Origin of the sequence: Kribbella sp. CA-253562, assembly GCF_050942265.1 — a bacterium.
Classification (GTDB): domain Bacteria; phylum Actinomycetota; class Actinomycetes; order Propionibacteriales; family Kribbellaceae; genus Kribbella.
The window spans coordinates 636,005-658,562 of sequence record NZ_CP192049.1 but is presented as its reverse complement, the minus strand read 5'-3'; the positions used below and the strand labels follow the sequence as shown (position 1 = coordinate 658,562).

The window sequence follows — 22,558 nt, the reverse complement described above, 5'->3', positions numbered from 1 at the left end:
GAGGATCGACCACCTCGGTCCCACCCTGCCGCGCGCGGGCGCGTGGGGTGCAGCACACTGCTGAGGACCACGACTGTTTGTTAGGAGCCTGCTCATGAGGCAGCTGAACGCGCGACTGACCGTCGTGGTCGCCGCGGTCGCGGTGGCGGCGGTCGTGGGTGGCGGCGTGTTCGCCTACCGGCAGGGACCGCAGGCCAGCGACACCAGCGCCAGTCCACTGGGCGGACAACCCAGCCAGACACCGACCCCGACGCCCAAGCCGTCGGCCACCCCGTCCCGTACGCCGTCGGCCACACCCACCGCGACACCGTCGGCACCGCCCGTGACCGGAGTGCCGGTCACCGGGCCGAAGAAGATCACGGTGAACCTGGCCAAGCTGTCCGAAGGACGACCGCCCCAGCTCGTGCACACGCTCGGCCGCACGATCAGCGGCGGACCCGAGCAGGCGTACTCGATGCCGGGCAACGCCCGGATCCTCTCCGCCGCGCAGGTCGGCGGCTGGACCTACGCACTCGAGAGCCGGGAACCCGACCTCGTGCTGGTCCGCGACGACGGCGCCGGCGGCCGGACCGAGATCCGCGACATCTCCACGCTGGTGGGTTCGGTCGACGACGGTGCCGTCGCGTACGCCAGCCAGCAGCAGAAGCCGAACGGCGAGGAGTTGGCCGGCAGCACGGTGTACGCCGACGTCGGCTCGGACCGGTCCAAGTTGGCGCTGCCGGACGCCTGGCACGTGCAGGTGATCGCCGTCGCGGCCGGCAAGGTCTTCTACTCGGCCGGCACGTCGCAGTCGGGGCCGACCAGGCTGTACACCTGGGTGCCCGGTCGTTCGGGCGCGACGCTGGTCAAGGGCGTCGCCACCCCGACCGCGGTCTCCGCCGACGGCAAGCTGGCCGGGTCGATCGACAGCATCGGGGAGGCCGGCAGCTGCTCGTTCGTGATCGAGATCGCCACCGGCAAGAAGCTGTGGCGGACCTGTCAGCACATGGTGATGGGTTTCACGCCGGACAAGTCGGCGGTGATCGCGGGGCCGGCGTACGCCGACGGCTACGCATCGATGGGGTCGTGGCTGCTCGACGGCAAGACCGGGAAGCTGCTGCGGGAGTGGAACGGGGTGTCGTTCCGGCAGGTGCGGGCCGAGGACGACCAGCACCTGTTGATGGAGGTCGACGACGGCCCGGACACCAAGGGCGCGATCATCCGGTGCACGATCGGCACGGGTGACTGCGAACGCGCGACGCCGATCATGCCGAACGACCAGTTCAGGCTCGGCGGCTGATGGCTGCCGGCAACACCAGACTGGTCGTCGGTGTCTCGGCTGTTGCCGTGGCGGCGGTCGCGATCGGCGGGGTGGTCGCCACCAGTCAGGGCCCCGAGGCGGACGACGACCGTCCTGGTGCCGCCTCGCCGTTGGCGGTCCGGAGCAGCTCGTCGCCGTCCGCCCCACCAGAGCTCACCGGGCCCGTGAAAGTCCCGCTGCAGTTGACGAAACTGAAGCCCGGACGCGAGCCCCAGGTGCCCTACAGCGTCGACCGGGAGATTCGCGGCGGCGCCGGCGGGACGGTCGCCGTACCGGGCTCGTCGTCGCTGCTGGAGTTCACCCGGATGGGCGAAACGGTGTTCGCCCTGCTGTCCCGCGACGAGTACACCAGCGAACTGCTCGAGCTGAAGCTCACCGGCAAGGTCGAGAAGGTGCCGGGGGTGTCCTCGCTGATCGGGACCGACGACCAGACGGCGGTTGCCTACTCGACCCAGCCACGGGGCAAGGACGGTCTCAACCTGCCTGGCGGCACCGTCTTCTCGCAGGACGTCGACGACAACGTCCACAAGCTCACCGTTCGCGGCGTGTGGGGGATCCGGCTGCTGGCCTACCTCAACGGGACCGTCTACTACACGGCCGCCGCCAGTGACGGCGCCGCGGCGTGGAAGCTGTATGCCTGGAAGCCCGGCGAGACCGCGTCGAAGCACGTGCCGACTCCCGGGTCCGCGACCGCGATCAGCCCCGACGGCAAGCTGGTCGCGCTGCGCACGGCACCCGGCGAGCACCGGGCCTGCTCCACGGTGAACGACCTGGCCACCGGCCGGAGTCTGTGGCGCACCTGCGACTACGAGGTCCGCAGCTTCACCCCCGACGGCAGGACCGCGATCGCCACCCCGCCGTACGACGACGGCTGGGCGAGCGCCTCGACGGCTGCCCTCGACGTGCGGAGCGGCGACGTTCTGCGCGAGTGGACCGGCGCGTTTTTCGTCTCCGCCCTGGCCGAGGACGACCAGCACGTGCTGATGCTGATCGACAACCAGGAGACGATGCCGCGCGGCGTCCTGCGCTGCACGATCACGACCGGCGCCTGCGAATCGGCCGTCCCGCTCGGCGGGAAGCGGATCGGCCTCGGCCGCTGAGTCGTCTGCCGGTAGCAGAGCCTCTCCCCGTACGCCGTACCGACGGGCCAGACTGGTCGGCATGGAACGCATCGCGGTGCTGGCCGACATCCACGGCGTCCTGCCCTCGCTCGAAGCCGTGCTGGCGGAGCCGGATGTGCGGAGCGCCGACGTCGTCGTACTGGCCGGTGATCTCGCGGCCGGCCCTCAACCGGTGGAGACGCTGGATCTCCTGCAGGGATTGGGCGATCGAGCCGTCTGGGTGCGTGGCAACGCCGATCGGGAGCTGGTGTCGATGGCCCGTGGCGAGCAGCTGGATCCGCCCGACGAGGTGAGCCCGTGGGCCGCGGCTGAGCTTCGGCCCGACCAAGTCGAGCTGTTGTCCTCCCTGCCGACCACCGTGACGATCGGCGACGTCGTGTTCTGCCACGCGACGCCCCGGAACGACGAGGAGGTCGTGCTCGTCGACAGTCCACTGAGCCGCTGGCAGCAGGTCTTCGCCGGCCTGCCGGCGGAGGTCCGAACAGTCGTCTGCGGGCACACCCACATGCCCTTCGCCCGGCAGGTCGACCGACGACTCGCGGTGAACGCCGGCAGCGTCGGCATGCCGTACGGCGCTCCACTCCCGAGCTGGGCCCTGGTGACCGGTCCCGACGTCCAACTACGGCGCACGGCTGTCGACCTGAACGCTCTGGCCGACCGCGTCACCGCCGAGTCCGCCTACCCCGCCGCAGCCGCCTGGGCCGACGAGTACATCCGCACCAACTACTCCGACACCGAGGCCCTGGCCGCGTTCACACCCCGCGCGAAGGGCTGAGCGGCTACCGTCGAGGCATGTTCGCGCGGCGGCGGAAGCATTTCGGGACTCTGGCTGACAAGGCGACGTATGCCACGTTGCACACCGCCTCGCTGGCCTCGCCGCACCTGCGCGAAGGGCTGACGCCGGTCGCGGCCGGGCGGGCGATCAAGCACCTGCGGGACCTGCTCGGCACGGCGGCGATCGCGATCTGCGACTCGTCGGGGGTGCTGGCCTGGGACGGGGTCGGCGGCGCGTACGAGAGCAACCATCGGGTCGACGCGAAGGCGATCGCGGCGATGACACTGCGCAGCGGGCGGACCGCCGTACTGGGGGCGCACGACGTCGCGTGTGGAGATCCGCAGTGCCCGGTCCGCACGGCGGTGGTCGCGCCGATCGTGACCGAGGACCGGGTGGTCGCCGTCCTGGTCGCGTACAGCCCGCGCTCGTCGGCCGCGCTGGTCCGGGCCACCGAGGAAGTCGCCCGCTGGGTGTCGGGCCAGGTCGAGCTGGCCGAGCTCAACAAGGAGCGCACGCGGGCGATGGAGGCCGAGCTGCGTGCGCTCCGGGCGCAGATCAGCCCGCACTTCATCTACAACGCGCTGGCCGCGATCGCGTCGTTCGTGCGGACCGATCCGGAGCGGGCCCGCGAGCTGCTGCTGGAGTTCGCCGACTTCTCCCGATACGCGCTGCGCCGTGGCGGGGAGTTCACCACGCTGTCCGACGAGCTGCGCAACGTCGAGCGGTACCTCGTCCTGGAGCAGGCACGGTTCGGGGAGCGGCTGACGGTGTCCTTGCTGATCGCGCCGGAGGTGCTGTCGGTGGCGATCCCGTTCCTGGTCGTCCAGCCGCTGGTGGAGAACGCCGTACGGCACGGGCTGGAGGGCACCACCGGCGTCGGCCAGATCACGATCCGGGCGATGGACCGCGGCTCCGAGGCCGAGATCAGCGTCGAGGACGACGGGGCCGGCAGCGACCCGGAGGTGATCCGGGCCGCCCTGTCCGGCCAGTCCGGCAGCGACTCGATCGGCCTCGGCAACGTCGACGCCCGCCTGCGGCAGGTGTACGGCGACGCCTACGGCCTGGTCGTCGAGACCGCGGTGGAAGCCGGGACAAAGGTCAGCTTCCGGGTGCCCAAATACTCCTCAGGGGTGCACGCGTCCGCTTAGTGTGGGCGCATGGCCGACACTCCCCTGCGCGCGCTGGTCGCCGACGACGAGGAGCCGGCGCTGGCCGAGCTGGTCTACCTGCTGTCCCGTGACGACCGGATCGGCCCGATCCAGACCGCGTCGAACGGGCCGGAGGCGCTGAAGCTCCTGCAGGCCGCCGACATCGACGTGGTGTTCTGCGACATCAAGATGCCGGGGCTGGACGGCATCGACCTGGCCCGGGTGCTGTCGAAATTCGCCAAGCCGCCGCAGATCGTTTTCGTCACGGCGTACGACGAGCACGCGGTGCAGGCTTTCGAGCTGGAGGCGACCGACTACGTGATGAAGCCGGTCCGCGCCGAGCGGCTGGCCGAGGCGGTCCGCCGGGTGGTCAACGCCGGTGGCCCGCAGGTGGTGCACTCGCCCGCGGAGACCGACGACGAGACGATCCCGGTCGAGCTGGCGGGCGTGACGCGGTTCGTGCAGAGGTCGACGGTCCGGTACGTCGAGGCGCAGGGCGACTACGCGCGGCTGCACACCGGGCAGAACTCGCACCTGGTCCGGGTCCCGCTGAGCACGCTCGAGGAACGCTGGCGCGACGCCGGCTTCACCCGGATCCACCGCAGCACGCTGGTCGCACTGGCCCACGTCGACGAGATGCGCGTCGACGGCGGGCGGTGCGCCGTACGGGTCGGTGACGACTGGCTCCCGGTCAGCCGCCGGCACACCCGCGAGCTCCGCGACCTCCTGGTCCGCTCGACGTCGCTGCGAGGCTGAGATGAGTACGCCGGAAGGTCCGCGGCGGGTTCGGGTGACGAGCCCTCGGACGAGCGCGGCCCGGCGGATCGGCGGACACACCGGGACCCGGGAGATCGACGAGCAGACCCGGGTCGGCGAGGTCTACATGAACTCGCTGATCCAGTCCCAGCTGCGCTTGGCCCTGGTCGTCATCGCCGGCACCGTGATCGGTCTCGGCAGTCTTCCGCTGCTCTTCTTCCTCGTCCCCGTCACGCGCACGGTCGCCGTCTTCGGCATCCCGCTGCCCTGGCTGGTGCTCGGCGTGGTGATCTACCCGGTCGTCTACGTCGCCGCCCGGATCTACGTGCGTAACGCCGAACGGATCGAGACCGAGTTCACCGAGTTCGTCGGGCGGCAGTAGATGTCACCGGCGATGAGCCTGACCGCGATCGCTCTGGTGATCGCGGCAACGATCGGGATCGGGCTGTTCGGGCTGCGGATCTCCCGCACCACCAGCGACTTCTACGTTGCCAGCCGCGCCGTCACGCCGCGCTGGAACGCCTCCGCGATCAGCGGAGAATACTTGTCGGCGGCATCTTTCCTCGGCGTCGCCGGACTCGTGCTGGTGAACGGCGCCGACATGCTCTGGTTCTCGGTCGGCTACACCGTCGGCTACCTGATGCTGCTGGTCCTGATCGCCGCCCCACTGCGCCGCTCCGGCGCGTACACGTTGCCCGACTTCGCCGAGACCCGCTTCGAGTCGGCCGTGGTCCGGCGGATCTGCTCGTTCCTGGTCGCCGGGATCGGCACGCTCTACCTGCTCCCGCAGTTGCGCGGCGCCGGGCTGACCGTGCAGACCGTGACCGGCGCACCACCCGTGGTCGGGGCCGCGCTGGTCGCGATCATCGTGGTGATCAACGTCGCCGCCGGCGGGATGCGCTCGATCACCTTCGTCCAGGCCTTCCAGTACTGGCTGAAACTCTTCGCCCTGGCCGCGCCGGTTTTTGTCATCCTGATCGCCTGGCGCTCGATGGACCACCCGGTCGGCGTGCTGGACTCGCTGCACGGCGCCGGCTCGGAGTGGGCCGAACCGCTGTCCACCGCCGACGGCCGCGACCATCCGCTGTACGCGACGTACTCGTTGCTGCTGGCCCTTTGTTTCGGGACGATGGGCCTGCCGCACGTGCTGGTCCGTTTCTACACCAACCCCGACGGCCGCGCCGCCCGCCGGACGACGGTGGTGGTGCTCGCGCTGCTCGGCGTCTTCTACCTCTTCCCGCCCGTGTACGCCGTACTCGGGCGGACGTTCGCCCCCGACCTGGTCGCCACGGCCGCCGACACCGTCGTACTGGAGCTGCCTGGACGGATCTTTCCCGGCACCGTCGGGGACCTGCTGGGCGCACTCGTCGCGGCCGGGGCCTTTGCCGCGTTCCTGTCCACGTCGTCCGGGTTGACCGTCGCGATCGCCGGCGTGATCGACCAGGACCTGCTGCGCAATCGCCTGCACCGGTTGACCGGAGGCGACTACCTGGCCGTCAACAGCTTCCGGATCGCGGCTGTGCTGGCCATCGCCGTTCCGTACCTCGCCTGGAACTTCACCGGCGCGCTGAGCCTGGCCGACACCGTCGGACTGGCCTTCGCGGTGGCCGCTTCGACGTTCTGTCCCCTGCTGGTGCTGGGTATCTGGTGGCGGCGCATGTCGACGGTCGGCGCCGCCGCCGGCCTGCTCGTCGGCGGAGTCGCCGCGATCTTCGCCGTTCTGGTCAACGTCGTCGGCCCGCCGCTCGACGGCTGGCTCGGCGCCCTCGTCGCCCAGCCCGCCGCGTGGACGATGCCGCTGGCCTTCCTCACCGTCATCGTGGTCTCCCGGCTCACGCCGACCCGGATCCCGGCCGGCACCGCCCGCAGCATGGTCCGCCTGCACACCCCCGAAGCGGTCGACGTCGACCGGGGCTTCACGCGCAGCTGAACCTGCAGCACCGATCAACCTCCTGCTGCGCGGTCGCCGGCGGGCCGTTCCCGCGTGGGCGTGGGCCAGGGCGCTCGGTTGATCGGTGGTGGGCGTCGGGCCCGTTCGTCAGCGGTCCGTCTGTCGGTCCGCCGCGGCGGCTGGTTCGCCGTTGTCGGGCGTCCGCCGTTCGTCGTGCGGATGCGACCGCTCGTCGCACCCCGGTTTTCCGCCGGTCGAAAGGTGTGGCCCGCTGAGCGCTCGACGCCGGTCGGTGCTGTCGGGGCGTGGTGAGCTGGACCACAGTACGGAGCAGCAACCCGCGCCGGACTCCGCCCGGCCTGATCACGTCTGGAGGTCCCGCGATGAGCGAAACGCGTCGCGCGGGCGACCCGGAGCTCACGACGTACCGAGACGTCCAGCTGTCACCGGACTTCTCCGAACTGCGTCGCCGCTTCCGGCGCTTCGTGTTCCCGATGACCGGCCTGTTCCTGGCCTGGTACTTCCTCTATGTCCTGCTCGCCGACTACGCGACCGACTTCATGTCCACCCGCGTGTTCGGCAACATCAACGTCGCGCTGCTGCTCGGCTTCGGGCAGTTCGTGTCCACGTTCGCGATCACGATGATCTACGTGCGCTGGGCCGACAAGCAGATCGACCCGGCCGCCGAGCGGATGCGCAGGCAGATCGAAGGTGAGGACAAGTGACCGCTCCCCTGCTGCTGCCGCTGGCCACCGACATCGGCAACCCGACGGTCAACATCGCGATCTTCGCGCTGTTCGTGGTCGCGACGCTGGCGATCGTGATCCGGGCCTCGCGCAACAACAAGACCGCGGCCGACTACTACGCCGGCGGCCGGTCCTTCACCGGTCCGCAGAACGGCATCGCGATCGCCGGTGACTACCTGTCGGCCGCGTCGTTCCTCGGCATCGCGGGTGCGATCGCGCTGAACGGTTACGACGGCTTCCTGTACTCGATCGGCTTCCTGGTCGCCTGGCTGGTCGCGTTGCTGCTGGTCGCCGAACTGCTGCGCAACACCGGCCGCTTCACGATGGCCGACGTGCTGTCGTTCCGGCTCAAGCAGCGCCCGGTCCGGATGGCGGCGGCGATCTCCACGCTGGTGGTCAGCTTCTTCTACCTGCTCGCGCAGATGGCCGGCGCCGGTGGTCTGGTCGCGCTGCTGCTCGGCATCGACGGCCGCGCCGGGCAGAACCTGGTGATCGCGGTGGTCGGCCTGATCATGATCACCTACGTGCTCGTCGGTGGCATGAAGGGCACCACCTGGGTGCAGATCGTCAAGGCGGTCCTGCTGGTGATCGGCGCCGGGATCATGACGATCTGGGTGCTGGCCAAGTACAGCTTCAACCTGTCCAGCCTGCTCGGCGGGGCGATCGAGAAGAGCCCGGTCGGCGAGCGCCTGCTCGACCCGGGCCTGCAGTACGGCGTGTCGGGCATCAGCAAGCTGGACTTCATCTCGCTGGGCCTGGCCCTCGTCCTCGGCACCGCGGGCCTGCCGCACGTGCTGATGCGCTTCTACACGGTGCCCAACTCCAAGGAAGCCCGCCGCAGCGTCAGCTGGGCGATCTGGATCATCGGCATCTTCTACCTGTTCACGCTGGTGCTCGGGTACGGCGCGGCCGCGCTCGTCGGCCCCGACGTGATCCGCGCGGCCCCCGGCCGGGCGAACTCGGCGGCGCCACTGCTGGCCTTCGAGCTCGGCGGCGAGATCCTGCTCGGCGTGATCTCGGCGGTCGCCTTCGCCACCATCCTCGCGGTGGTCGCCGGCCTGACCATCACCGCCAGCGCGTCGTTCGCGCACGACATCTACGGCCAGGTGATCAAGAAGGGCCAGATCAGCGGCGACGGTGAGGTCCGGGTGGCCCGGATCACCGTGCTGGTGATCGGCGTGGTCGCGATCATCGGCGGCATCTTCGCCAACGGCCAGAACGTCGCCTTCCTGGTGGCGCTCGCCTTCGCGATCGCGGCCAGCGCGAACCTGCCGACCATCCTGTACTCGCTGTTCTGGCGTCGCTTCAACACCCGCGGCGCCCTGTGGAGCATGTACGGCGGCCTCGGGTCGGCGATCATCCTGATCGCGTTCTCGCCGGTCGTGTCCGGCAAGGTCGACGCCAAGACCGGTGCCAGCCTGTCGATGATCACCGACACCTCGATCGACTTCAGCTGGTTCCCGCTGGACAACCCCGGCATCGTGTCGATCCCGCTGGCGTTCGTGCTCGGCATCGTCGGCACGCTGACCAGCAAGGAAGGCACCGACGTCGACCGGTTCGCCGAGATGGAGGTCCGCTCGCTGACCGGCGCCGGCGCCGAGAAGGCGGTGCAGCACTGAGCTGCGGGGACGCCGGTCCCGGCCACGGGTGACAGCCCGGCGTCCCCGCCCCCAACCCTGTCAGGCAGGTCCTGCCGAACCTCCGCGAACCTGCCTGACAGCACCAACCGCCCTCGAAGGGCCCAGCAGCCGGCTGGGCCCTTCGTTGCGTTTCCGGCCGGGCGTCTGACCCGACCACCTCGGCGAGATTTTGTTGCTCGAAGCAATTATCGATCTCCCGGTCCGCCTGGCCGTGGTGCCGACGATGGTGTTCCCGTGCGTCCACACGTGGACTAGTGGAACCAGCCCGGAAGGTCGATCAGCGGGGTAGGAGACGCGCTTGGGGTGAGTTTGGCGAGGTCGTCTTCGAGGGTGCGGAGGCGGGTGGCTCCGAGGGTCTGTTTCCATTCGGCGCGCAGTTCTTCGAAGATGCGGGCCGACTCGGTGAGGGCGGCTCGGCCGTGGGGGGTCACGGTGAGCAGCACGGCGCGGGCGTCGGCGGGGTCGGGAGTGCGGGTGACGTAGCCGAGCGCGGTGAGTTTGGCGGTGGTTTTGGTGGCGGCCTGCTTGGAGACGCCCAGGCGGCGGCCGAGGTCGGAGACGGTGCAGCCGTCGGCGCCGATCGCTTGCAGGGCGAACCCGTACGCCGGGCGCAGGTCGGGATGACCCTGCTCGGCCAGGCGCCGGTGCAGCTCGTCGATGATCCGGCGGAACGCCCCGGCCAGCAGGAGGGGCAGTTCGTAGCCGTAGCGGTCCATGGCAGTCATTGTCGCGGAACACTGGACAGATCGACAACCCGGTGTACTATTTAGGCAACCAGGTTGACGATTGACGAGGGGGTATCTATGTATCGCAGGACCGAGACGCCGAACGCCGTGATGACGACGTACGCGTCGCCGACGCAGGGCAGCCGGAAGCTGAGCGTGTGGCGGGTGGAGATGAAGGCCGACGCGCAGGGGCCGGTGCACGTGATGGACAGCGAGCAGGTGTGGACCGGCTTGAGCGGGCAGGCCACGATCGCCGTGGGCGCCGAGCAGGTGAAACTGACCGCGGGTGAGGCGGTGGTAGTGCCGGGCGGGGTCGAGCGTCAGGTGACCGCGTCCGGCGAGTTCACCGCGATGGTCGCCGGCTACGGGCACGCCAAGGTCAGCGTCCGGGGCGAGGACACCGACCGCGGCACGCCGCCCTGGATCAGCTGAAGTCGATCGTCGGCCAGACCTTCAGGAACTCCTCGCGCGACCTGTCGCCGCGGTACTGCTCCGCGGCGTGCAGCCGGCCGAGGGTGAACGGGTTGCCGCCGTCGAGGTGCTGCTGGACGGCGAGCCGGCGCAGGAGGTCCCGGGCGACCACGCTGTCTTGGTGGTCCCCGAGGATCTCCTGGACCTGCTTCGCCCGCTCGACCAGGTCCGCCGCCCGCTCACCCAGCAGCGGCACGGCCGACTCCGCGGCGTACCGGAGGCGCTTGGCCGCCTTGCGGGTCTCGTGCAGCTCGTGGTCCTGCTCGGCGAGCGTCTCGGCCTGCTCCGCCCGCTTCACGCATCGACGCATCCGCTTCAGGTCGTGCTTCAGCAGCTCGGGCACCTGCTTTTTCGCCTTGGTCTCCGCGTCCAGCAACGGCGGCGCGGCAACCAGTTCGTCGAGCGTGTCGAGCAGCCGGAAGTACCGCTCGCTCTCCAGCGCCTCCAGCGCCTGCGTCCGCGCCTCCTTGTAGACCGCGCGCAGATGGTCGTCGATGTACCCGGCGACGCGTCCCATCACCAGCTCCGGCGGCTGCTCCGACACCGCGACCAGGAAGTGCTCGCGCAGCACCTCCGCGTCCCGCGCGCCACCGAGCTCACCGGCGAACCACTTCAGCTCGTCGCGGATCCGATCGCCGACCTCGCGGTCCACCACCGGCCGGTACGTCGCCAGCGCCGACCGCAGCCGCCGGGTCGCCACCCGCATCTTGTGCAACGCGTCGGGCAGGTCCCGCCGGACCTCGGGGTCGCGCAGGTGGATCGCCTGGACCTGCTCGGTCGCGTACGCGCGGAACAGATCGGCCGTGGTCGGCTTCGACGGCAGCTCCCAGGTCTCCCGCTGTGGCACCCGGTCGCCGAGCGCCCGCGCCAGCTTGCTCGGCCCGGACGCGGGGTTCGCGCCGGCCTCCCGCAGGACGGGCTCGGCGGCCTCGAGCAGCTCGGAACCGCCGTTGATCAGCTCGATCTCCCACTCCCGCCAAGTCGCGGGCTGCTCGCCGTCGACCGTCGCGGTGACGTGGTCGTCGCTGAGCTCGGCCAGCACCTCGCCGTCTGCGTCGACCAGCCGGTGCACGATCCGCCGGGTCGCCAGCGTCACCACCGGCACCAGGTCGTGGTCGCGAACGTGCACCCGGACCGCGCGCAGCACCTGGATCGGCACGTTGCGGACCGCGCGCCCGAGCGGGTGCTGGATCTCCAGCCGTCCGCGCGCGGCCGGAAGCTTGATGTGCCAGCCGTCGTCCTCACCGCCGGTCCGCCGCCGCAGCGTCACCTTGTTCGCCGCGAGGCGCAGGTCGGCGGTGTCGAAGTAGACCGCCTCCAGGGCGAGCTCGACCGGCTGCTCGACGCGGTCGACCCCTGGCAGCTCGTGCAGCGCAGGCACGATCGCGTGCTCGTCGACGTCGTACTTGGTCTCGATCTCGAGCTGCTCGGTCGGCGTCATCCTCCTTGTCTACCAGTTGGCGCAAGCCCGGTCAGCGACAGCGCGAAGATCGTCCAGCAGGCGGTCGCGATCACGATCCGGCAGGCCGGACCGGCTGCCGGGGCGGTCCGGCGGGCCGGGTTGCCGGCGGCGGTTCCACTCGAGCACGACGACCACCGCGGCGACCAGGACGAGCAGCGCGGTCATCGCACTCCGACCCCCTTGAAGAACGAGTAGTGGAAGGTGCCGCCGGGCTCGGCGGTGCGCTCCAGGTCGCGGACTCCCTGCGCCCAGGCGGCCGGCGTACTGAGGCCGGCGGCGATCGAGCGGTCGCGGACCGAGCCGACCATCGCGATGAACGTCTTGCGGGTGAAGCCGTCGACGAGGTGCGGGACCGTCTGGTCGGCGTACACGGTGCGCGGGTGGGTGACGACGTCACTGAACCCGGCGGCGGTGAGCAACGGCTGGACCCGGCGGCCGATCAGCGCGTCGCCGCCGGCCTCGGCCTGGGAGATGTTGAGGCACTCGATGACCGCCTGCGCGGCGGCGCTGCGCGGGTGGTAGATCGCCGAGCCGTGGTCACCCTCGATCAGCGTGATGGTGCCGCCGGGACGCAGGTATCGGCGAAGCGTGCTCAGTACGTCGGCGGGCTCGGGCAGGTGTTCCAGGACGAAGCAGAGAAAGAGGTGGTCGAAGGAGGCTTCGGCGTACGGAAGGTCGTGGAGGTCGCCGTGATGCCACTCGACCTGCCCATCCGGGGCGTTGACGGCGACGCGGCGTTTGGCCTCGGCGAGCGACTCCTCGGAGATGTCGACGGCGGTCAGCGCGATGCCGGGGCTGCGGGTGAGCAACTGCACGGTCTGCGCGCCGACGCCGCAGCCGACTTCCAGGACGCGGCTGCCGGGTGCGTAGTGCGTGTCGCCGTGCAGTAGATCCGCGAGGGTTTCCGCCTGCTCGCTGAGCCGGCGGGTCTCGGAGGGGGTGTAGCCGTGAACGTAGTCGGTTCCCATAGCTCCACGGTCGCGCCACAATGGTCCGGTGAGTAGATCCAATCCGGACCAGATTGGCAGGTCCATAACGTCCGGCTCCGACTTCCTGCAGCTCAGCGCCGCCGATGCACCGCCCGGCGGCCTGTCCGCGTGGCTGGCCGATCAACTCCGCGCGGCGATCGCCGACGGCCGGCTGCCCGTCGGCAGTCGCCTGCCGTCGACGCGGGTCCTGGCGGCTGAGCTGCAGGTCTCCCGAGGAGTGGTCACCGAGGCGTACCAACGCCTCACCGAGGACGGCCACACCACCGCCAACGGCAGAGCGGGCACGACCGTCGTCGCCGCCCCCTTCAGCACGACACCGGCCGTTCCGGCGTCGAACGGGCAGTCCCGTTCGGCTGTGGTGGTGGAAGCACCGGGAGTCGACATCTTCGACGCGCTGCGATCAGCGCCGGCGAGGATCGACCTGACTCCTGGGGTTCCCGACCTGACGGCGTTCCCCCGCGCAGCCTGGCTGAAGGCCGAACGCACGGTGCTCGACCGGTTGTCCGCCTCCTCGCTCGGCTACGGCGACCCCGCCGGTACGCCGGAACTGCGGCTGGCGGTGGCGCGCTGGCTGGCGCGGTACCGCGGCGTCCAGGTCGATCCGGCCGAGGTGATCGTCGTCGCTGGGGTCGCCCAGGCGCTGAGCTTGACCGCGCAGGTCCTCACCGCCGAAGGCATTCACGACCTGGCCGTCGAGGACCCCGGGTCGCTCGGATCCCGCCAGCACGTGGGAAACCTGGGCCTGCGGACGCCGCCGATCCCGGTCGACTCCGACGGCGTACGGGTGGACGCGCTGCGCCGGAGTGGCGTTCGCGCCGTACTGCTCACGCCGGCTCACCAGTTCCCCACCGGCGTCGTGCTCGACGGCGAACGGCGCCGGGAGCTGATCCAGTGGGCCGTCGAGTCCGACGGCCTGATCGTCGAGGACGACTACGACGCCGAGCATCGCTACGACCGCCCGCCGGTGCCCGCCCTGCGCGCGATGCTCGCCGATCACGTGATCTACACCGGCAGCGTCTCCAAGCTGCTCGCCCCCGCGGTCCGGATCGGCTGGCTGGTGCCGCCCCCGGCGTACCGAGACCGCTTCGCCGCCGCCAAACGCCTGGCCGACCTGGGCAACGCCGCGCTTCCCCAGCTGGTGCTCGCGCAGCTGATGGAGTCCGGCGACCTGGAACGCCAGCTCCGCTACGCCCGCCGCCGCCATCGCCGGCGCCGCGACGCGATGATCGATGCCATCAGCAAGCACCTTCCCACTGCCACCGTGCATGGCGCGGCGGCCGGACTGCACCTGACGATCACCTTTCCCGGCCAGTCCCTCGACGACATCGCGCTCGCACACCAAGCGCTTGCCGAAGGCATCAAAACCCATCCACTCAGCTGGCACACGCAGACTCCGCACCCGCCGGGTCTGGTCCTCGGCTACGCCGCCCGCACCCCGACCGAACTCACCGAGGCTGTCGCGACACTCGGAGTCCTGCTGCACCGAACGACGGCAGCCACCAGTTCGCCCGTCCGGCCAGCTTCATGAAGGCCGGCAGCAGCACGCCCCGGATCAGCGTCGCGTCGACCAGAACGGCGACCGCCATCCCGATCCCGATCATCTTGAGGTAGACCACTCCGCCGGTCGCGTACACCGCGAAGGACGACGCCAGCACAACCGCCGCCGCACTGACCAGCGGAGCGGACCGTTGCAGCCCGGTCGCCACCGCCAGCGCGCTGTCGCCGGTGCGCAGGTACTCCTCCCGGATCCGCGACACGACGAACACCTCGTAGTCCATCGACAACCCGTAGACGATGCAGAACATCAGCATCGGCATGCTCGCCTCCAGCCCGCCCGTCGGCGTGAACCCGAGCACGCCGGACAGGTTGCCCTGCTGGAACACCCAGACCGTCACGCCGAACATCACACCCAGACTCAGCAAGTTCAGCACCGTCGCCTTCAGCGGCAGCAGCACGCTCCCGGTCGCCAGGTGCAGGACGGCGAAGCTGAGCAGCAGAATCACGCCGAGCACGAGCGGGATGCGTTCGGCCAGCGCATCCCGCCAGTCGAGCATCTCGGCCGGACTGCCACCGGTCACCACGTCGTACGGCGCGGGCACCGCGCGGATCCGGTCAACCAGGCTGGCCACATCGCCTTCGAGCACGGCCTGCGTCGGCGTCACGGTCAGGTAGGTCCCGCCGTCGCGGCTGAACCTGTCGGAGGACGGCGGCAGGATCCGCTGACCGCCGACGAACCCACCCGCCGCCGAGTCGACCTGGGCGACGCCGTCCAGCCGGGAGAGCTGCACGGCGTACTGCGCGAGCGGGCCGGCCGCGTCGGTCCGGACCTCGGCTCGGCCGGCGACCAGGTACAGGGCATCGGACTCCTCTTGCCCGAAACCGGCGCGAATCTGGTCGGCAGTGATCCGGCTGGATGCGTCCGCGGGCAGGATGCGCGCGTCCGGCAGACCGAAGCGCAGGCCCAACGCCGGCGACGCCAGCAGCAGGATCAGCGCGAGCACCGCGCCTGCGATCAGCAGCGGCCGTCGCATCACGACCTGCGCCAACCGGAACCATCGGCCGCGCTCGACCGGCCGCTCGCGAACCGGTCCAGCTGCGCGGTGGCCGAGCAGCGCCAGCGCGGCGGGCAGCACCACCAGTGAACCGAACAGCGCCGACGCGACCACCAGGACGCCGGCGTACCCGAAGGACCGCAGGAACGACAACGGGAACAGCAGCAGCGCGAGCAGTGAGGTCGCGACCGCGAGACCGCTGAACAAGACGGTTCGTCCCGCGGTCCGGACCGCGATCACCACCGACCGGCCGACATCGTTGCCACTGGCAAGTTCCTCGCGGTAGCGGGCGATCACGAAGAGGCAGTAGTCGACGCCCAGCGCGAGGCCCATCACCAGCGCGAGATTGGCGGCGAAGGTCGAGACCTCGGTGACCGAGGCGATCAGTCGCAGACCGGCCAGCGCTCCGGCCGTCGCGAGGACGCCGATGCCCAGGGTGATCAGGGCCAGCGCGATCCGGCGGTAGATCAGCATCAGCAGCACCAGCACCAGCGGCAGGACGATGATCTCGGCCTGGACGAAGTCGGCACGAGCCTGCGCGCCGATCTCGCGGAACACCTCGTCCTGGCCACCCACCTGGACGCGCAGTGGGCCGCGTTGACCGGCGTACCGATCGGCCAGTTCGCCGACTCGGGCTCGCGCCTCGTTCACCTCACCCGGGACCCGGACCAGGACGAGCCCCTGGCGGCTGTCGCGACTGCGCAAAGCTGGGCTGTCGCCGCAGGACCAGTACGAACTGACCTCGGCCACACCGGCCTGGGCTGCGAGTTCCTGTTCCAGCTCCGCAGCAGCACGCCGTACGACGGTGTCGTCGACGCGCCGGTCCCCCGCGTCGATCAGCAGCACCAGGTTGGGAGGACCGGTGTGGAACTGGTCGGCCAGGATCTGGCGCGCTCGATCCGATTCGGAGCCCGGCGCGGCGATCCGGGACAGGGACAGGGCTCCCAGGGCACCGGCGGCGACAACCAGCAGCAGGACGGCGAGCGCCCCGGCCAGCGAGACGACGAGAATGCGCCGCCGGACGAGCCAGGCCGCGAAGCCCTCACCTGGGTGACTGTTCGGGTCGAGATCCTGCTGCGGCATGGCGGCGTCCCCAGGCTAGACTGAAACACGAGCGATCACTCGCAGAACGAAAATACGAGTATTTGCTCGTATATGTCAACGACCCCGGAGATCTTGATGACCGAGCAGCCGCGCCGGCAGGCCCGCGGGCAGCGGCGGATGGAGCAGCTGACCGACGCCGCGGCCGTCGTGTTCGCCGAGGTCGGCTACGCGAAGGCGACCACCAACGCGATCGCCCGGCAGGCCGGCGTCTCCCCCGGCACGCTGTACCAGTTCTTCGCGAACAAGGAGGCGCTCGCCGGCGCGCTGGCCGATCGCTACCGGACCGCCCTGCAGGAAGCGCATGCCCGGGCGTTCGACCCGGCCGCCGCCCAGCTTCCGCTGCCCGAGCTGATCGACCGGATGATCCGGCCGATGGTCGAGGTCAACCTCGCCAACCCCGGATTCAAGGCCCTGTTCGCCGGGACCGGTCTGCCCGAGCACCTGACCGCTCCGGCCCGCGCGCTGCAGGCCGCGGTGACCGGCAAGGTCGCCGAAGTGATCGCTGCCCGGGCCCCGGACCTTCCCGCCGACCGCCGGCAGCAGACCGCCGTCGTCGCGACGCAGATCTTCGCCGCGCTGCTCGGGACCGTGCTCGCCGCCCCGGCCGAGGACCGCGAATCCTGGATCGCCGAGGTCAACCGGGCCTTGGTCGGCTACCTGACCCCTGTTCTGGGCGACGCTCCGGCCTGATCCGGGCGAGGGCGGGGTAGGACGAGTGGGGTGCCGGTCAGTGGGTCGGGGATGACTTCGCAGGCGAGGCCGAAGACCTGTTGCACGGTTTCTGGGGTGATGACCTCTGACGGAGTACCGGTGGCGACGACCGTGCCGGACTTGAGGGCGATCAGGTGGTCGGCGTAGCGGCTGGCGAGGTTGAGGTCGTGCAGGACCAGCACGACGGTCTTGCCGTGCTCGCGGTTGAGGTCCTGGACGAGGTCGAGGATCTCGAGCTGGTGGGCGAGGTCGAGGAACGTGGTCGGCTCGTCGAGCAGCATCGTGCCGGCGTCCTGGGCCAGGGCGAGAGCGATCCAGACGCGCTGGCGCTGACCGCCGGAGAGCTGGTCGAGCGAACGGTCGACCAGGTCGGCGGTGCCGGTGGCGGCGAGGGCTTCGGTGACGACGCGTTCGTCCTCGGGGGTCCACTGGCGGAACCAGCGCTGGTGCGGATGCCGGCCGCGGCCGACCAAGTCGCCGACCGTGATGCCCTCGGGGGCGACGGGTTGCTGCGGGAGCAGGCCGAGCTTCGTGGCGAGCTCGCCGCCGGGGACCCGGCGTACGTCGAGATCGTCCAGGTAGACGGTGCCGCCGCGTGGGACGAGCAGGCGGGCCAGGCCGCGCAGCAGGGTCGACTTGCCGCAGGCGTTGGCGCCCACGATCAAGGTGATCTTGCCGCGTGGGATGTCGACCGACAGGTCGTGCACGACCGGCGTTCCGTCGTACGCGAGGGTGAGGTTCTCGGCGCGCAGCATGGTCATCCTCCTCGGCCGACCCGATTCGCCCGGGCCATCAGCAACAGCAGGTACGGAGCGCCCAGGAACGCCGTGACAACGCCCACGGGCAACGGGATCGGCGCGAACAACTGGCGCGCGAGCAGGTCGGCGGAGACCACCAGCAGCGCACCGATCGCACCGGCCGCGAGCAGTCCGGCGACGCGTTCGGCGAGCAGGCGGCGGGCGATCTGCGGCGCGACCAGCGCGACGAAGGCGATCGGCCCGGCTGCCGCTGTGGCCAGCGCGGCGAGGCCGACACCGATCGCGATCAGGATGCCGCGGGACAGCTCGACGCGACCGGCCAAGGTGCGCGCGAGGTCGTCGCCGAGCTCCAGCAGCCGGAGCTGCCGGGACGACGCCAATGCGGCCGGGACGAGGACCAGCACGGTGACGCCGATCAAGGTTGCTTCCGGCCACGACCTTCCGGCCAGGCTGCCGGAGAGCCACATCAGGGCACTCTTGGCCGTGTAGATGTCGGCCAGCGTCAGCAGGTACGCCGTGAGCGAGCCGAGGATCGCGGTGACGCCGATGCCGACCAGCACGAGGCGATATCCGGCGACCCCGCGCTTGAAGGCGAGCAGGTAGACAGTAATTGCCGTTAGCAACGAGCCGAGCAGTGCGCCGACCGGCAGCCAGAAAGGACCGGCACCGAGAATCGTGATCACGACGACGGCCGCCAGCGCGGCGCCGGCGTTGATGCCGATCAGGTCCGGGCTGACCAGCGGGTTCCGGGCCAGACGCTGGAAGATCGCGCCGGAGACCGCGAACGCGGCGCCGACGCCGAGCCCGACGAGAACGCGGGGCAGGCGGTTGTTCACCACCACGTCGGTCATGATCAGCGACCCGTGGCCCGCGAGCGTGTTCAGCACCTGCCCGAGCGGGATCTCGTAGTCGCCGATCGTCAAGGAGTAGGCTCCGACGGCAACGGCCAGGAGCAGCGCGGCGATGGTCACCACCGCTCCACCGACGTCGAACCGGGCTGAGAACGGCCCGACGCGGACCGCCCGAGTGGACCCCTTCACAGCTCCGCCAGCCCGCGACTTCACAGCTCCGCCAGCCTGCGGCGGCGTACCAGCGCGATGAACAGCGGCGCCCCGATCAACGCCGTGATGATGCCGACCTGCAGTTCGTCCGGACGGACCACCAGCCGCCCGAGCACGTCCGCGAGCAGCAGCAACGCCGGCGCGAGGACGAGCGAGTACGGCAGGATCCACCGGTAGTCGGCGCCGACGATCGCCCGCGCGACATGAGGTACGGCCAGCCCGACAAAGGCGATCGGCCCGGCCATCGCTGTCGCCGTACCGGCCAGCAGCATGATCGCCAGGCCCGCGAGCACGCGGACCAGCCCGACCCGGGTGCCCAGCGTGGTCGCGAGTTCCTCACCCAATGCCAACTGGTTGAGCGACCGGCCCAGCGCCAGCGACAACAGGATGCCTAAAGCAACAAAGGGGAGCGCCTGGCCGACGATCGGCCCGGTCGCGAGCGTCAGCGAACCGACCACCCAGAAGCGGAATTCGTTCAACGTGGACAGGTCGAGCAGCGTCGCCGCCGACGTGACGGAGCCGAGCATCGCCGACAACGCCGCACCCGCCAAAGCCAGCTTGACCGGCGTCGCTCCGCCTCGCCCCAACGCACCCACGACGTAGACCACGACGGTCGCGATCAACGCCCCACCCATCGCGAACCAGACGTACCCGGTCAGGCTGGTCACGCCGAAGACGCCGATGGCCGCCACCACCGCCACGGCCGCGCCAGCGTTGACGCCGAGGATCCCCGGATCCGCCAGCGCGTTCCGCGTGACGCCCTGCATCAGCGCACCCGCCATGCCCAGCGCGGCACCGGCCAGCAGCCCGGTCGCGGTCCGCGGGAGCCGCAGGTAGCGGATCACCCGATCCGTGTCGGATCCGGTGAAGTCGGCCGCCGCCAGATACACGTCTCGCGGCCCGAACCACTGCGTCCCGGCCAGCAAGGACAGCAGCACCGCCGCCAGCAGTACGACGACCGCGAGCACCAGCCCGCCGGTCCTGGTCACCCCGTGCCGCAGCAGCCCGCGCCGGCCGTCAACGACCGGCCCGATCACTTGACCAGGTCGGGATGGATGATCTTCGCGATCAGTTCGGTCGAGCCCGCCCCGCGGACGCCGGCCGAGTGGTGCGCGAACAGCCACGGGACGACGTGCTTGTTCTTCACCGCCGTCAGGTTCGCGAAGGCCGGGTTCCGCAGCAGTTTGGCGACGTCCGACTGGGCCTGCGCCTCGGTCAGCGTCGCGTCGCAGCAGGCGCTGATCAGGATGTAGTCGGGATCGGCCTTGAGGAACTCCTCGACGCTGATCTTCACGTTCCGCTTCGACGTCAGCCCGGCGAACGCGTTCACGCCGCCGGCCTGCCGGATCAGCACCGTGCCGAAGTCCGGTCCGCCCGACACCGTCATCCCGCCGCCCTCGAGCCCGGGCCGCACGATCGCGACCGTCGGCCGGTCCGCGCCCTTCACCTTCGCCTCGACCGCCGCGATCCGCCGCTGCTGGTCGGCGATCACCTGCTCGGCCTTGTCCCGTACGCCGAACAACGTGCCGAGGTCGCGCAGATCGGCGTACACGTTGTCCATCGAGACCGTCGACGGGTCGATCGCCTCGTCGCCCTTGCCGTCCGCGCTCGGGCACAGCGGACTGAAGATCCAGGTCTGCACCCCCAGGTCGGACAGCGACTTGCGGCTGCCGAAGCTGCCGTCACTGCCGGCCGCGCTGAAGATGTCGTTGAAGCCGGACAGCACGAAGTCCGGGTTCAGGCTGAGCAGCTCCTCGCGGCTCGGCATGTTCTTGTAGTACTTGTGATCGCGCTGCGCCGCGGCGTACTCGGGCAGCACCTCGGAGTCCAGGAACGCCGTCCCGACCAGGCGGTCGGACAGTCCCAGCGCGTGCACCAGCTCGATGGCCGGCTGGTACGCCGCGAACACCCGCTCGGGCGGGCCGTCGACGGTGACGTCGAGCCCGCAGTTCTTCACCGTGGTCGCGGTCGGGCTCGGACCGGCTTCGGCGGTACCGCCGCAGGCGGCGACCAGGGACAACAGGACGGCAGCGAGCACTGCCTTGGGTACGACGGCCATGGCGACCGTTCCTCCAACACCTCGTGGACGGGACGCGTCGTGGCCGGTCTCCTGGCTGACGGGACGACCGCATCCGTCGAGCTGACCTTCCCAGTCCGTCAGGGACCAGTGGTCTCACAGCACGTGAACGCTCGTCGGACAATCCCGATCACAGTGGCGAGGGCCGCGCCGGTTCCACACCGGCTTCCCGAACACCACGACGCCCACACGGTAGCTCACCCTGCGACTCGGTCGCAGCACCCGGTCCGGCCGCCAGGACGCCGTCAGCGCGTGTAGAGCGGGGAGATCGCGAGGGCGAAGGCGACCATGTCGTCGGTTTTCACCTTCGTACCGGGTAGCGGGACGAGATCGGCGATCTTGTCGGTGCCGACCCGGATGGTGCCCCGGCCGGTGGCGGTGTCGACGTAGCCTTCGTCGCCGAGCGGAATCGACTGGGACGTGGGTGCCTTGCGGATCGTCGCCATCGCGGCCTCCGCGTCCGGCACACGCCGGGCGGTCGTGTAGAGCACGCCGGTCGACGTGATCCAGCCGCAGACGACGTCGCCCGCCGGCGTCTCGCTGTCGCGGCGGGCCATCGCCTCGGCACCCATCACCTTGGCGGCGGCCGACGTACCGCGCTCGCACTCCGGCCGGGTGATCAGCGGCGCGGCCTCGGGCAGCCCGGCCGCCTGACGGGCCGCCTCCTGCGCCAGTACGACGTACTTCGTCGGGGTCGCCGCGGGCCCCTCGACCTTGAACAGCCGGTTGCCGAGCAGGAAGACGGCGAACTTGCTCGTCACATAGCCGCCCTGACCGGCCGCGAGCGCGCGTGGCGGCTCGGCCTTCGTCGCGGCGTACGCCTGCTGGGCGGCCGTCAGATCGGCCTTCGTCGAGGGCAGCACCGAGACGCCGAGGCGCAGCACCGGGCCGCTCGGGCTGGTGCTCAACGCGAGCTGGCAGATGTCGAAGCTGGGCAGCCCGATCTCGGCCGGCACCGCCTTCGGCTGGATCGTCACCACTGGTACGGCGAGCGTCGTCTGCACCAGCGACTGGTTCATCCGGACGCAGAGGGTGTCGGCGACCTTGGCGGTCGGCGGCGGGCTGGGCGTCTCCGAAGGGGTTTCGCTCGGGGTCTCGGTCGGCGTCGTACTGACCGAGACCAGCGGCGGCACGTTCGGTGCCGATTCGCCGGACCCGCCGCCACAACCGGCCAGAACCAGTACGGCGGTGGCAGCCGTGACGGTGGCGGAGATTCGCATCCGAACTCCTCGTGACTGCTCGGTGACAAGGTCTCCGACTGTAGACGCTGC

Annotated in this window: 22 protein-coding genes and 1 riboswitch; of the genes, 12 read left to right on the top strand and 10 right to left on the bottom strand. The window is 70.5% G+C overall.

Translation table 11 applies throughout. The annotated features are described in order from the left end of the window. Window positions 1-94: 94 nt before the first annotated feature. The 9 genes from ACQPXM_RS03190 (at window position 95) to ACQPXM_RS03150 (ending at window position 9,356) form a co-directional block, all read left to right on the top strand. The gene (locus ACQPXM_RS03190) at window positions 95-1,279 is read left to right on the top strand and encodes a hypothetical protein (protein ID WP_432944549.1); all 1,185 of its coding nucleotides are present in this window, start codon (window positions 95-97) and stop codon (window positions 1,277-1,279) included. Beyond that, window positions 1,279-2,400 (top strand): hypothetical protein, encoded by a 1,122-nt coding sequence (locus ACQPXM_RS03185; protein ID WP_432944547.1) that lies wholly within the window; start codon window positions 1,279-1,281, stop codon window positions 2,398-2,400. Before ACQPXM_RS03190 ends, ACQPXM_RS03185 begins: the two co-directional genes overlap by 1 nt. 61 nt (window positions 2,401-2,461) lie before the next feature. Next, window positions 2,462-3,196 (top strand): metallophosphoesterase family protein, encoded by a 735-nt coding sequence (locus ACQPXM_RS03180; protein WP_432944545.1) that lies wholly within the window; start codon window positions 2,462-2,464, stop codon window positions 3,194-3,196. A 17-nt stretch (window positions 3,197-3,213) separates the two neighbouring features. Then, on the top strand, window positions 3,214-4,344 hold the full coding sequence (locus tag ACQPXM_RS03175) for a histidine kinase (protein WP_432944543.1): 1,131 nt from the start codon (window positions 3,214-3,216) through the stop codon (window positions 4,342-4,344). A gap of 9 nt (window positions 4,345-4,353) precedes the next feature. Then, window positions 4,354-5,100 carry a LytR/AlgR family response regulator transcription factor gene (locus ACQPXM_RS03170; protein ID WP_432944541.1) on the top strand — a complete coding sequence of 249 codons (747 nt, stop codon included), beginning with the start codon at window positions 4,354-4,356 and terminating at the stop codon, window positions 5,098-5,100. A gap of 34 nt (window positions 5,101-5,134) precedes the next feature. Next, entirely contained in the window at window positions 5,135-5,482 is a 348-nt protein-coding gene (locus ACQPXM_RS03165; RefSeq protein WP_432944539.1) for a hypothetical protein, read from the top strand. A 12-nt stretch (window positions 5,483-5,494) separates the two neighbouring features. Further along, a complete protein-coding gene (locus ACQPXM_RS03160) occupies window positions 5,495-7,030 on the top strand; it encodes a cation acetate symporter (RefSeq protein WP_432944537.1) in 1,536 nt (511 codons plus the stop codon). A 344-nt stretch (window positions 7,031-7,374) separates the two neighbouring features. Beyond that, the gene (locus tag ACQPXM_RS03155) at window positions 7,375-7,716 is read left to right on the top strand and encodes a DUF485 domain-containing protein (protein ID WP_432944535.1); all 342 of its coding nucleotides are present in this window, start codon (window positions 7,375-7,377) and stop codon (window positions 7,714-7,716) included. Then, a complete protein-coding gene (locus tag ACQPXM_RS03150; protein ID WP_432944534.1) occupies window positions 7,713-9,356 on the top strand; it encodes a solute symporter family protein in 1,644 nt (547 codons plus the stop codon). Before ACQPXM_RS03155 ends, ACQPXM_RS03150 begins: the two co-directional genes overlap by 4 nt. Before the next feature lie 272 nt (window positions 9,357-9,628). On the opposite strand, the gene ACQPXM_RS03145 is transcribed toward ACQPXM_RS03150, so the two are convergent. Continuing rightward, the gene (locus ACQPXM_RS03145) at window positions 9,629-10,093 is read right to left on the bottom strand and encodes a MarR family winged helix-turn-helix transcriptional regulator (RefSeq protein WP_432944532.1); all 465 of its coding nucleotides are present in this window, start codon (window positions 10,091-10,093) and stop codon (window positions 9,629-9,631) included. A gap of 87 nt (window positions 10,094-10,180) precedes the next feature. Here ACQPXM_RS03145 and ACQPXM_RS03140 point away from each other — a divergent pair, with 87 nt between their 5' ends. Continuing rightward, a complete protein-coding gene (locus ACQPXM_RS03140; protein ID WP_432944530.1) occupies window positions 10,181-10,534 on the top strand; it encodes a cupin domain-containing protein in 354 nt (117 codons plus the stop codon). Here ACQPXM_RS03140 and ACQPXM_RS03135 read toward each other — a convergent pair. Genes ACQPXM_RS03135 through ACQPXM_RS03125 form a run of 3 tightly spaced genes read right to left on the bottom strand, consistent with a single transcriptional unit; the run spans window position 10,527 to window position 13,003 of the window. Continuing rightward, complete coding sequence (locus tag ACQPXM_RS03135) at window positions 10,527-12,014, bottom strand: CHAD domain-containing protein (protein ID WP_432944528.1); 1,488 nt, start codon at window positions 12,012-12,014, stop codon at window positions 10,527-10,529. The two genes, ACQPXM_RS03140 and ACQPXM_RS03135, sit on opposite strands and share 8 nt — an antisense overlap. A 9-nt stretch (window positions 12,015-12,023) precedes the next feature. Next, window positions 12,024-12,200 (bottom strand): hypothetical protein, encoded by a 177-nt coding sequence (locus tag ACQPXM_RS03130; protein WP_432944526.1) that lies wholly within the window; start codon window positions 12,198-12,200, stop codon window positions 12,024-12,026. After that, window positions 12,197-13,003, bottom strand: coding sequence for a methyltransferase domain-containing protein (locus ACQPXM_RS03125; protein WP_432944524.1), 807 nt, complete (start codon window positions 13,001-13,003; stop codon window positions 12,197-12,199). Before ACQPXM_RS03125 ends, ACQPXM_RS03130 begins: the two co-directional genes overlap by 4 nt. A 28-nt stretch (window positions 13,004-13,031) precedes the next feature. Between ACQPXM_RS03125 and ACQPXM_RS03120 the strand changes: the two genes are divergently transcribed. Next, window positions 13,032-14,552 carry a PLP-dependent aminotransferase family protein gene (locus ACQPXM_RS03120; RefSeq protein ID WP_432944522.1) on the top strand — a complete coding sequence of 507 codons (1,521 nt, stop codon included), beginning with the start codon at window positions 13,032-13,034 and terminating at the stop codon, window positions 14,550-14,552. Here the strand turns inward: ACQPXM_RS03120 and ACQPXM_RS03115 are convergent. Continuing rightward, the gene (locus ACQPXM_RS03115; RefSeq protein ID WP_432944521.1) at window positions 14,470-16,659 is read right to left on the bottom strand and encodes an MMPL family transporter; all 2,190 of its coding nucleotides are present in this window, start codon (window positions 16,657-16,659) and stop codon (window positions 14,470-14,472) included. The two genes, ACQPXM_RS03120 and ACQPXM_RS03115, sit on opposite strands and share 83 nt — an antisense overlap. A gap of 96 nt (window positions 16,660-16,755) precedes the next feature. On the opposite strand from ACQPXM_RS03115, the gene ACQPXM_RS03110 reads away from it, so the two are divergent. Next, a complete protein-coding gene (locus ACQPXM_RS03110) occupies window positions 16,756-17,370 on the top strand; it encodes a TetR/AcrR family transcriptional regulator (protein WP_432944519.1) in 615 nt (204 codons plus the stop codon). Here ACQPXM_RS03110 and ACQPXM_RS03105 read toward each other — a convergent pair. The 5 genes from ACQPXM_RS03105 to ACQPXM_RS03085 all read right to left on the bottom strand — a co-directional run bounded on the left by ACQPXM_RS03105 (window position 17,334) and on the right by ACQPXM_RS03085 (window position 22,507). Next, window positions 17,334-18,152 (bottom strand): ABC transporter ATP-binding protein, encoded by an 819-nt coding sequence (locus ACQPXM_RS03105; protein ID WP_432944517.1) that lies wholly within the window; start codon window positions 18,150-18,152, stop codon window positions 17,334-17,336. The two genes, ACQPXM_RS03110 and ACQPXM_RS03105, sit on opposite strands and share 37 nt — an antisense overlap. Next, window positions 18,149-19,189: a FecCD family ABC transporter permease gene (locus ACQPXM_RS03100; protein WP_432944515.1), complete on the bottom strand. Its 1,041-nt coding sequence runs from the start codon at window positions 19,187-19,189 to the stop codon at window positions 18,149-18,151. The genes ACQPXM_RS03105 and ACQPXM_RS03100 overlap by 4 nt, the downstream gene beginning before the upstream one ends. 20 nt (window positions 19,190-19,209) lie before the next feature. Beyond that, the gene (locus tag ACQPXM_RS03095) at window positions 19,210-20,247 is read right to left on the bottom strand and encodes a FecCD family ABC transporter permease (protein ID WP_432944513.1); all 1,038 of its coding nucleotides are present in this window, start codon (window positions 20,245-20,247) and stop codon (window positions 19,210-19,212) included. Then, window positions 20,244-21,269, bottom strand: coding sequence for an ABC transporter substrate-binding protein (locus ACQPXM_RS03090; protein ID WP_432944511.1), 1,026 nt, complete (start codon window positions 21,267-21,269; stop codon window positions 20,244-20,246). The genes ACQPXM_RS03095 and ACQPXM_RS03090 overlap by 4 nt, the downstream gene beginning before the upstream one ends. A 24-nt stretch (window positions 21,270-21,293) precedes the next feature. Continuing rightward, a riboswitch (cobalamin riboswitch) is annotated at window positions 21,294-21,483 on the bottom strand. Window positions 21,484-21,532: 49 nt separating this feature from the next. Further along, complete coding sequence (locus ACQPXM_RS03085) at window positions 21,533-22,507, bottom strand: hypothetical protein (protein WP_432944509.1); 975 nt, start codon at window positions 22,505-22,507, stop codon at window positions 21,533-21,535. Between the last annotated feature and the right edge of the window lie 51 nt (window positions 22,508-22,558).

Coding starts and splice junctions, on each gene's coding strand:
- ACQPXM_RS03190 (WP_432944549.1), top strand. CDS start 95: ATGAGGCAGCTGAACGCGCGACTGACCGTCGTGGTCGCCGCGGTCGCG.
- ACQPXM_RS03185 (WP_432944547.1), top strand. CDS start 1,279: ATGGCTGCCGGCAACACCAGACTGGTCGTCGGTGTCTCGGCTGTTGCC.
- ACQPXM_RS03180 (WP_432944545.1), top strand. CDS start 2,462: ATGGAACGCATCGCGGTGCTGGCCGACATCCACGGCGTCCTGCCCTCG.
- ACQPXM_RS03175 (WP_432944543.1), top strand. CDS start 3,214: ATGTTCGCGCGGCGGCGGAAGCATTTCGGGACTCTGGCTGACAAGGCG.
- ACQPXM_RS03170 (WP_432944541.1), top strand. CDS start 4,354: ATGGCCGACACTCCCCTGCGCGCGCTGGTCGCCGACGACGAGGAGCCG.
- ACQPXM_RS03160 (WP_432944537.1), top strand. CDS start 5,495: ATGAGCCTGACCGCGATCGCTCTGGTGATCGCGGCAACGATCGGGATC.
- ACQPXM_RS03155 (WP_432944535.1), top strand. CDS start 7,375: ATGAGCGAAACGCGTCGCGCGGGCGACCCGGAGCTCACGACGTACCGA.
- ACQPXM_RS03145 (WP_432944532.1), bottom strand. CDS start 10,093: ATGGACCGCTACGGCTACGAACTGCCCCTCCTGCTGGCCGGGGCGTTC.
- ACQPXM_RS03140 (WP_432944530.1), top strand. CDS start 10,181: ATGTATCGCAGGACCGAGACGCCGAACGCCGTGATGACGACGTACGCG.
- ACQPXM_RS03135 (WP_432944528.1), bottom strand. CDS start 12,014: ATGACGCCGACCGAGCAGCTCGAGATCGAGACCAAGTACGACGTCGAC.
- ACQPXM_RS03130 (WP_432944526.1), bottom strand. CDS start 12,200: ATGACCGCGCTGCTCGTCCTGGTCGCCGCGGTGGTCGTCGTGCTCGAG.
- ACQPXM_RS03125 (WP_432944524.1), bottom strand. CDS start 13,003: ATGGGAACCGACTACGTTCACGGCTACACCCCCTCCGAGACCCGCCGG.
- ACQPXM_RS03115 (WP_432944521.1), bottom strand. CDS start 16,659: ATGCCGCAGCAGGATCTCGACCCGAACAGTCACCCAGGTGAGGGCTTC.
- ACQPXM_RS03110 (WP_432944519.1), top strand. CDS start 16,756: ATGACCGAGCAGCCGCGCCGGCAGGCCCGCGGGCAGCGGCGGATGGAG.
- ACQPXM_RS03105 (WP_432944517.1), bottom strand. CDS start 18,152: ATGACCATGCTGCGCGCCGAGAACCTCACCCTCGCGTACGACGGAACG.
- ACQPXM_RS03090 (WP_432944511.1), bottom strand. CDS start 21,269: ATGGCCGTCGTACCCAAGGCAGTGCTCGCTGCCGTCCTGTTGTCCCTG.
- ACQPXM_RS03085 (WP_432944509.1), bottom strand. CDS start 22,507: ATGCGAATCTCCGCCACCGTCACGGCTGCCACCGCCGTACTGGTTCTG.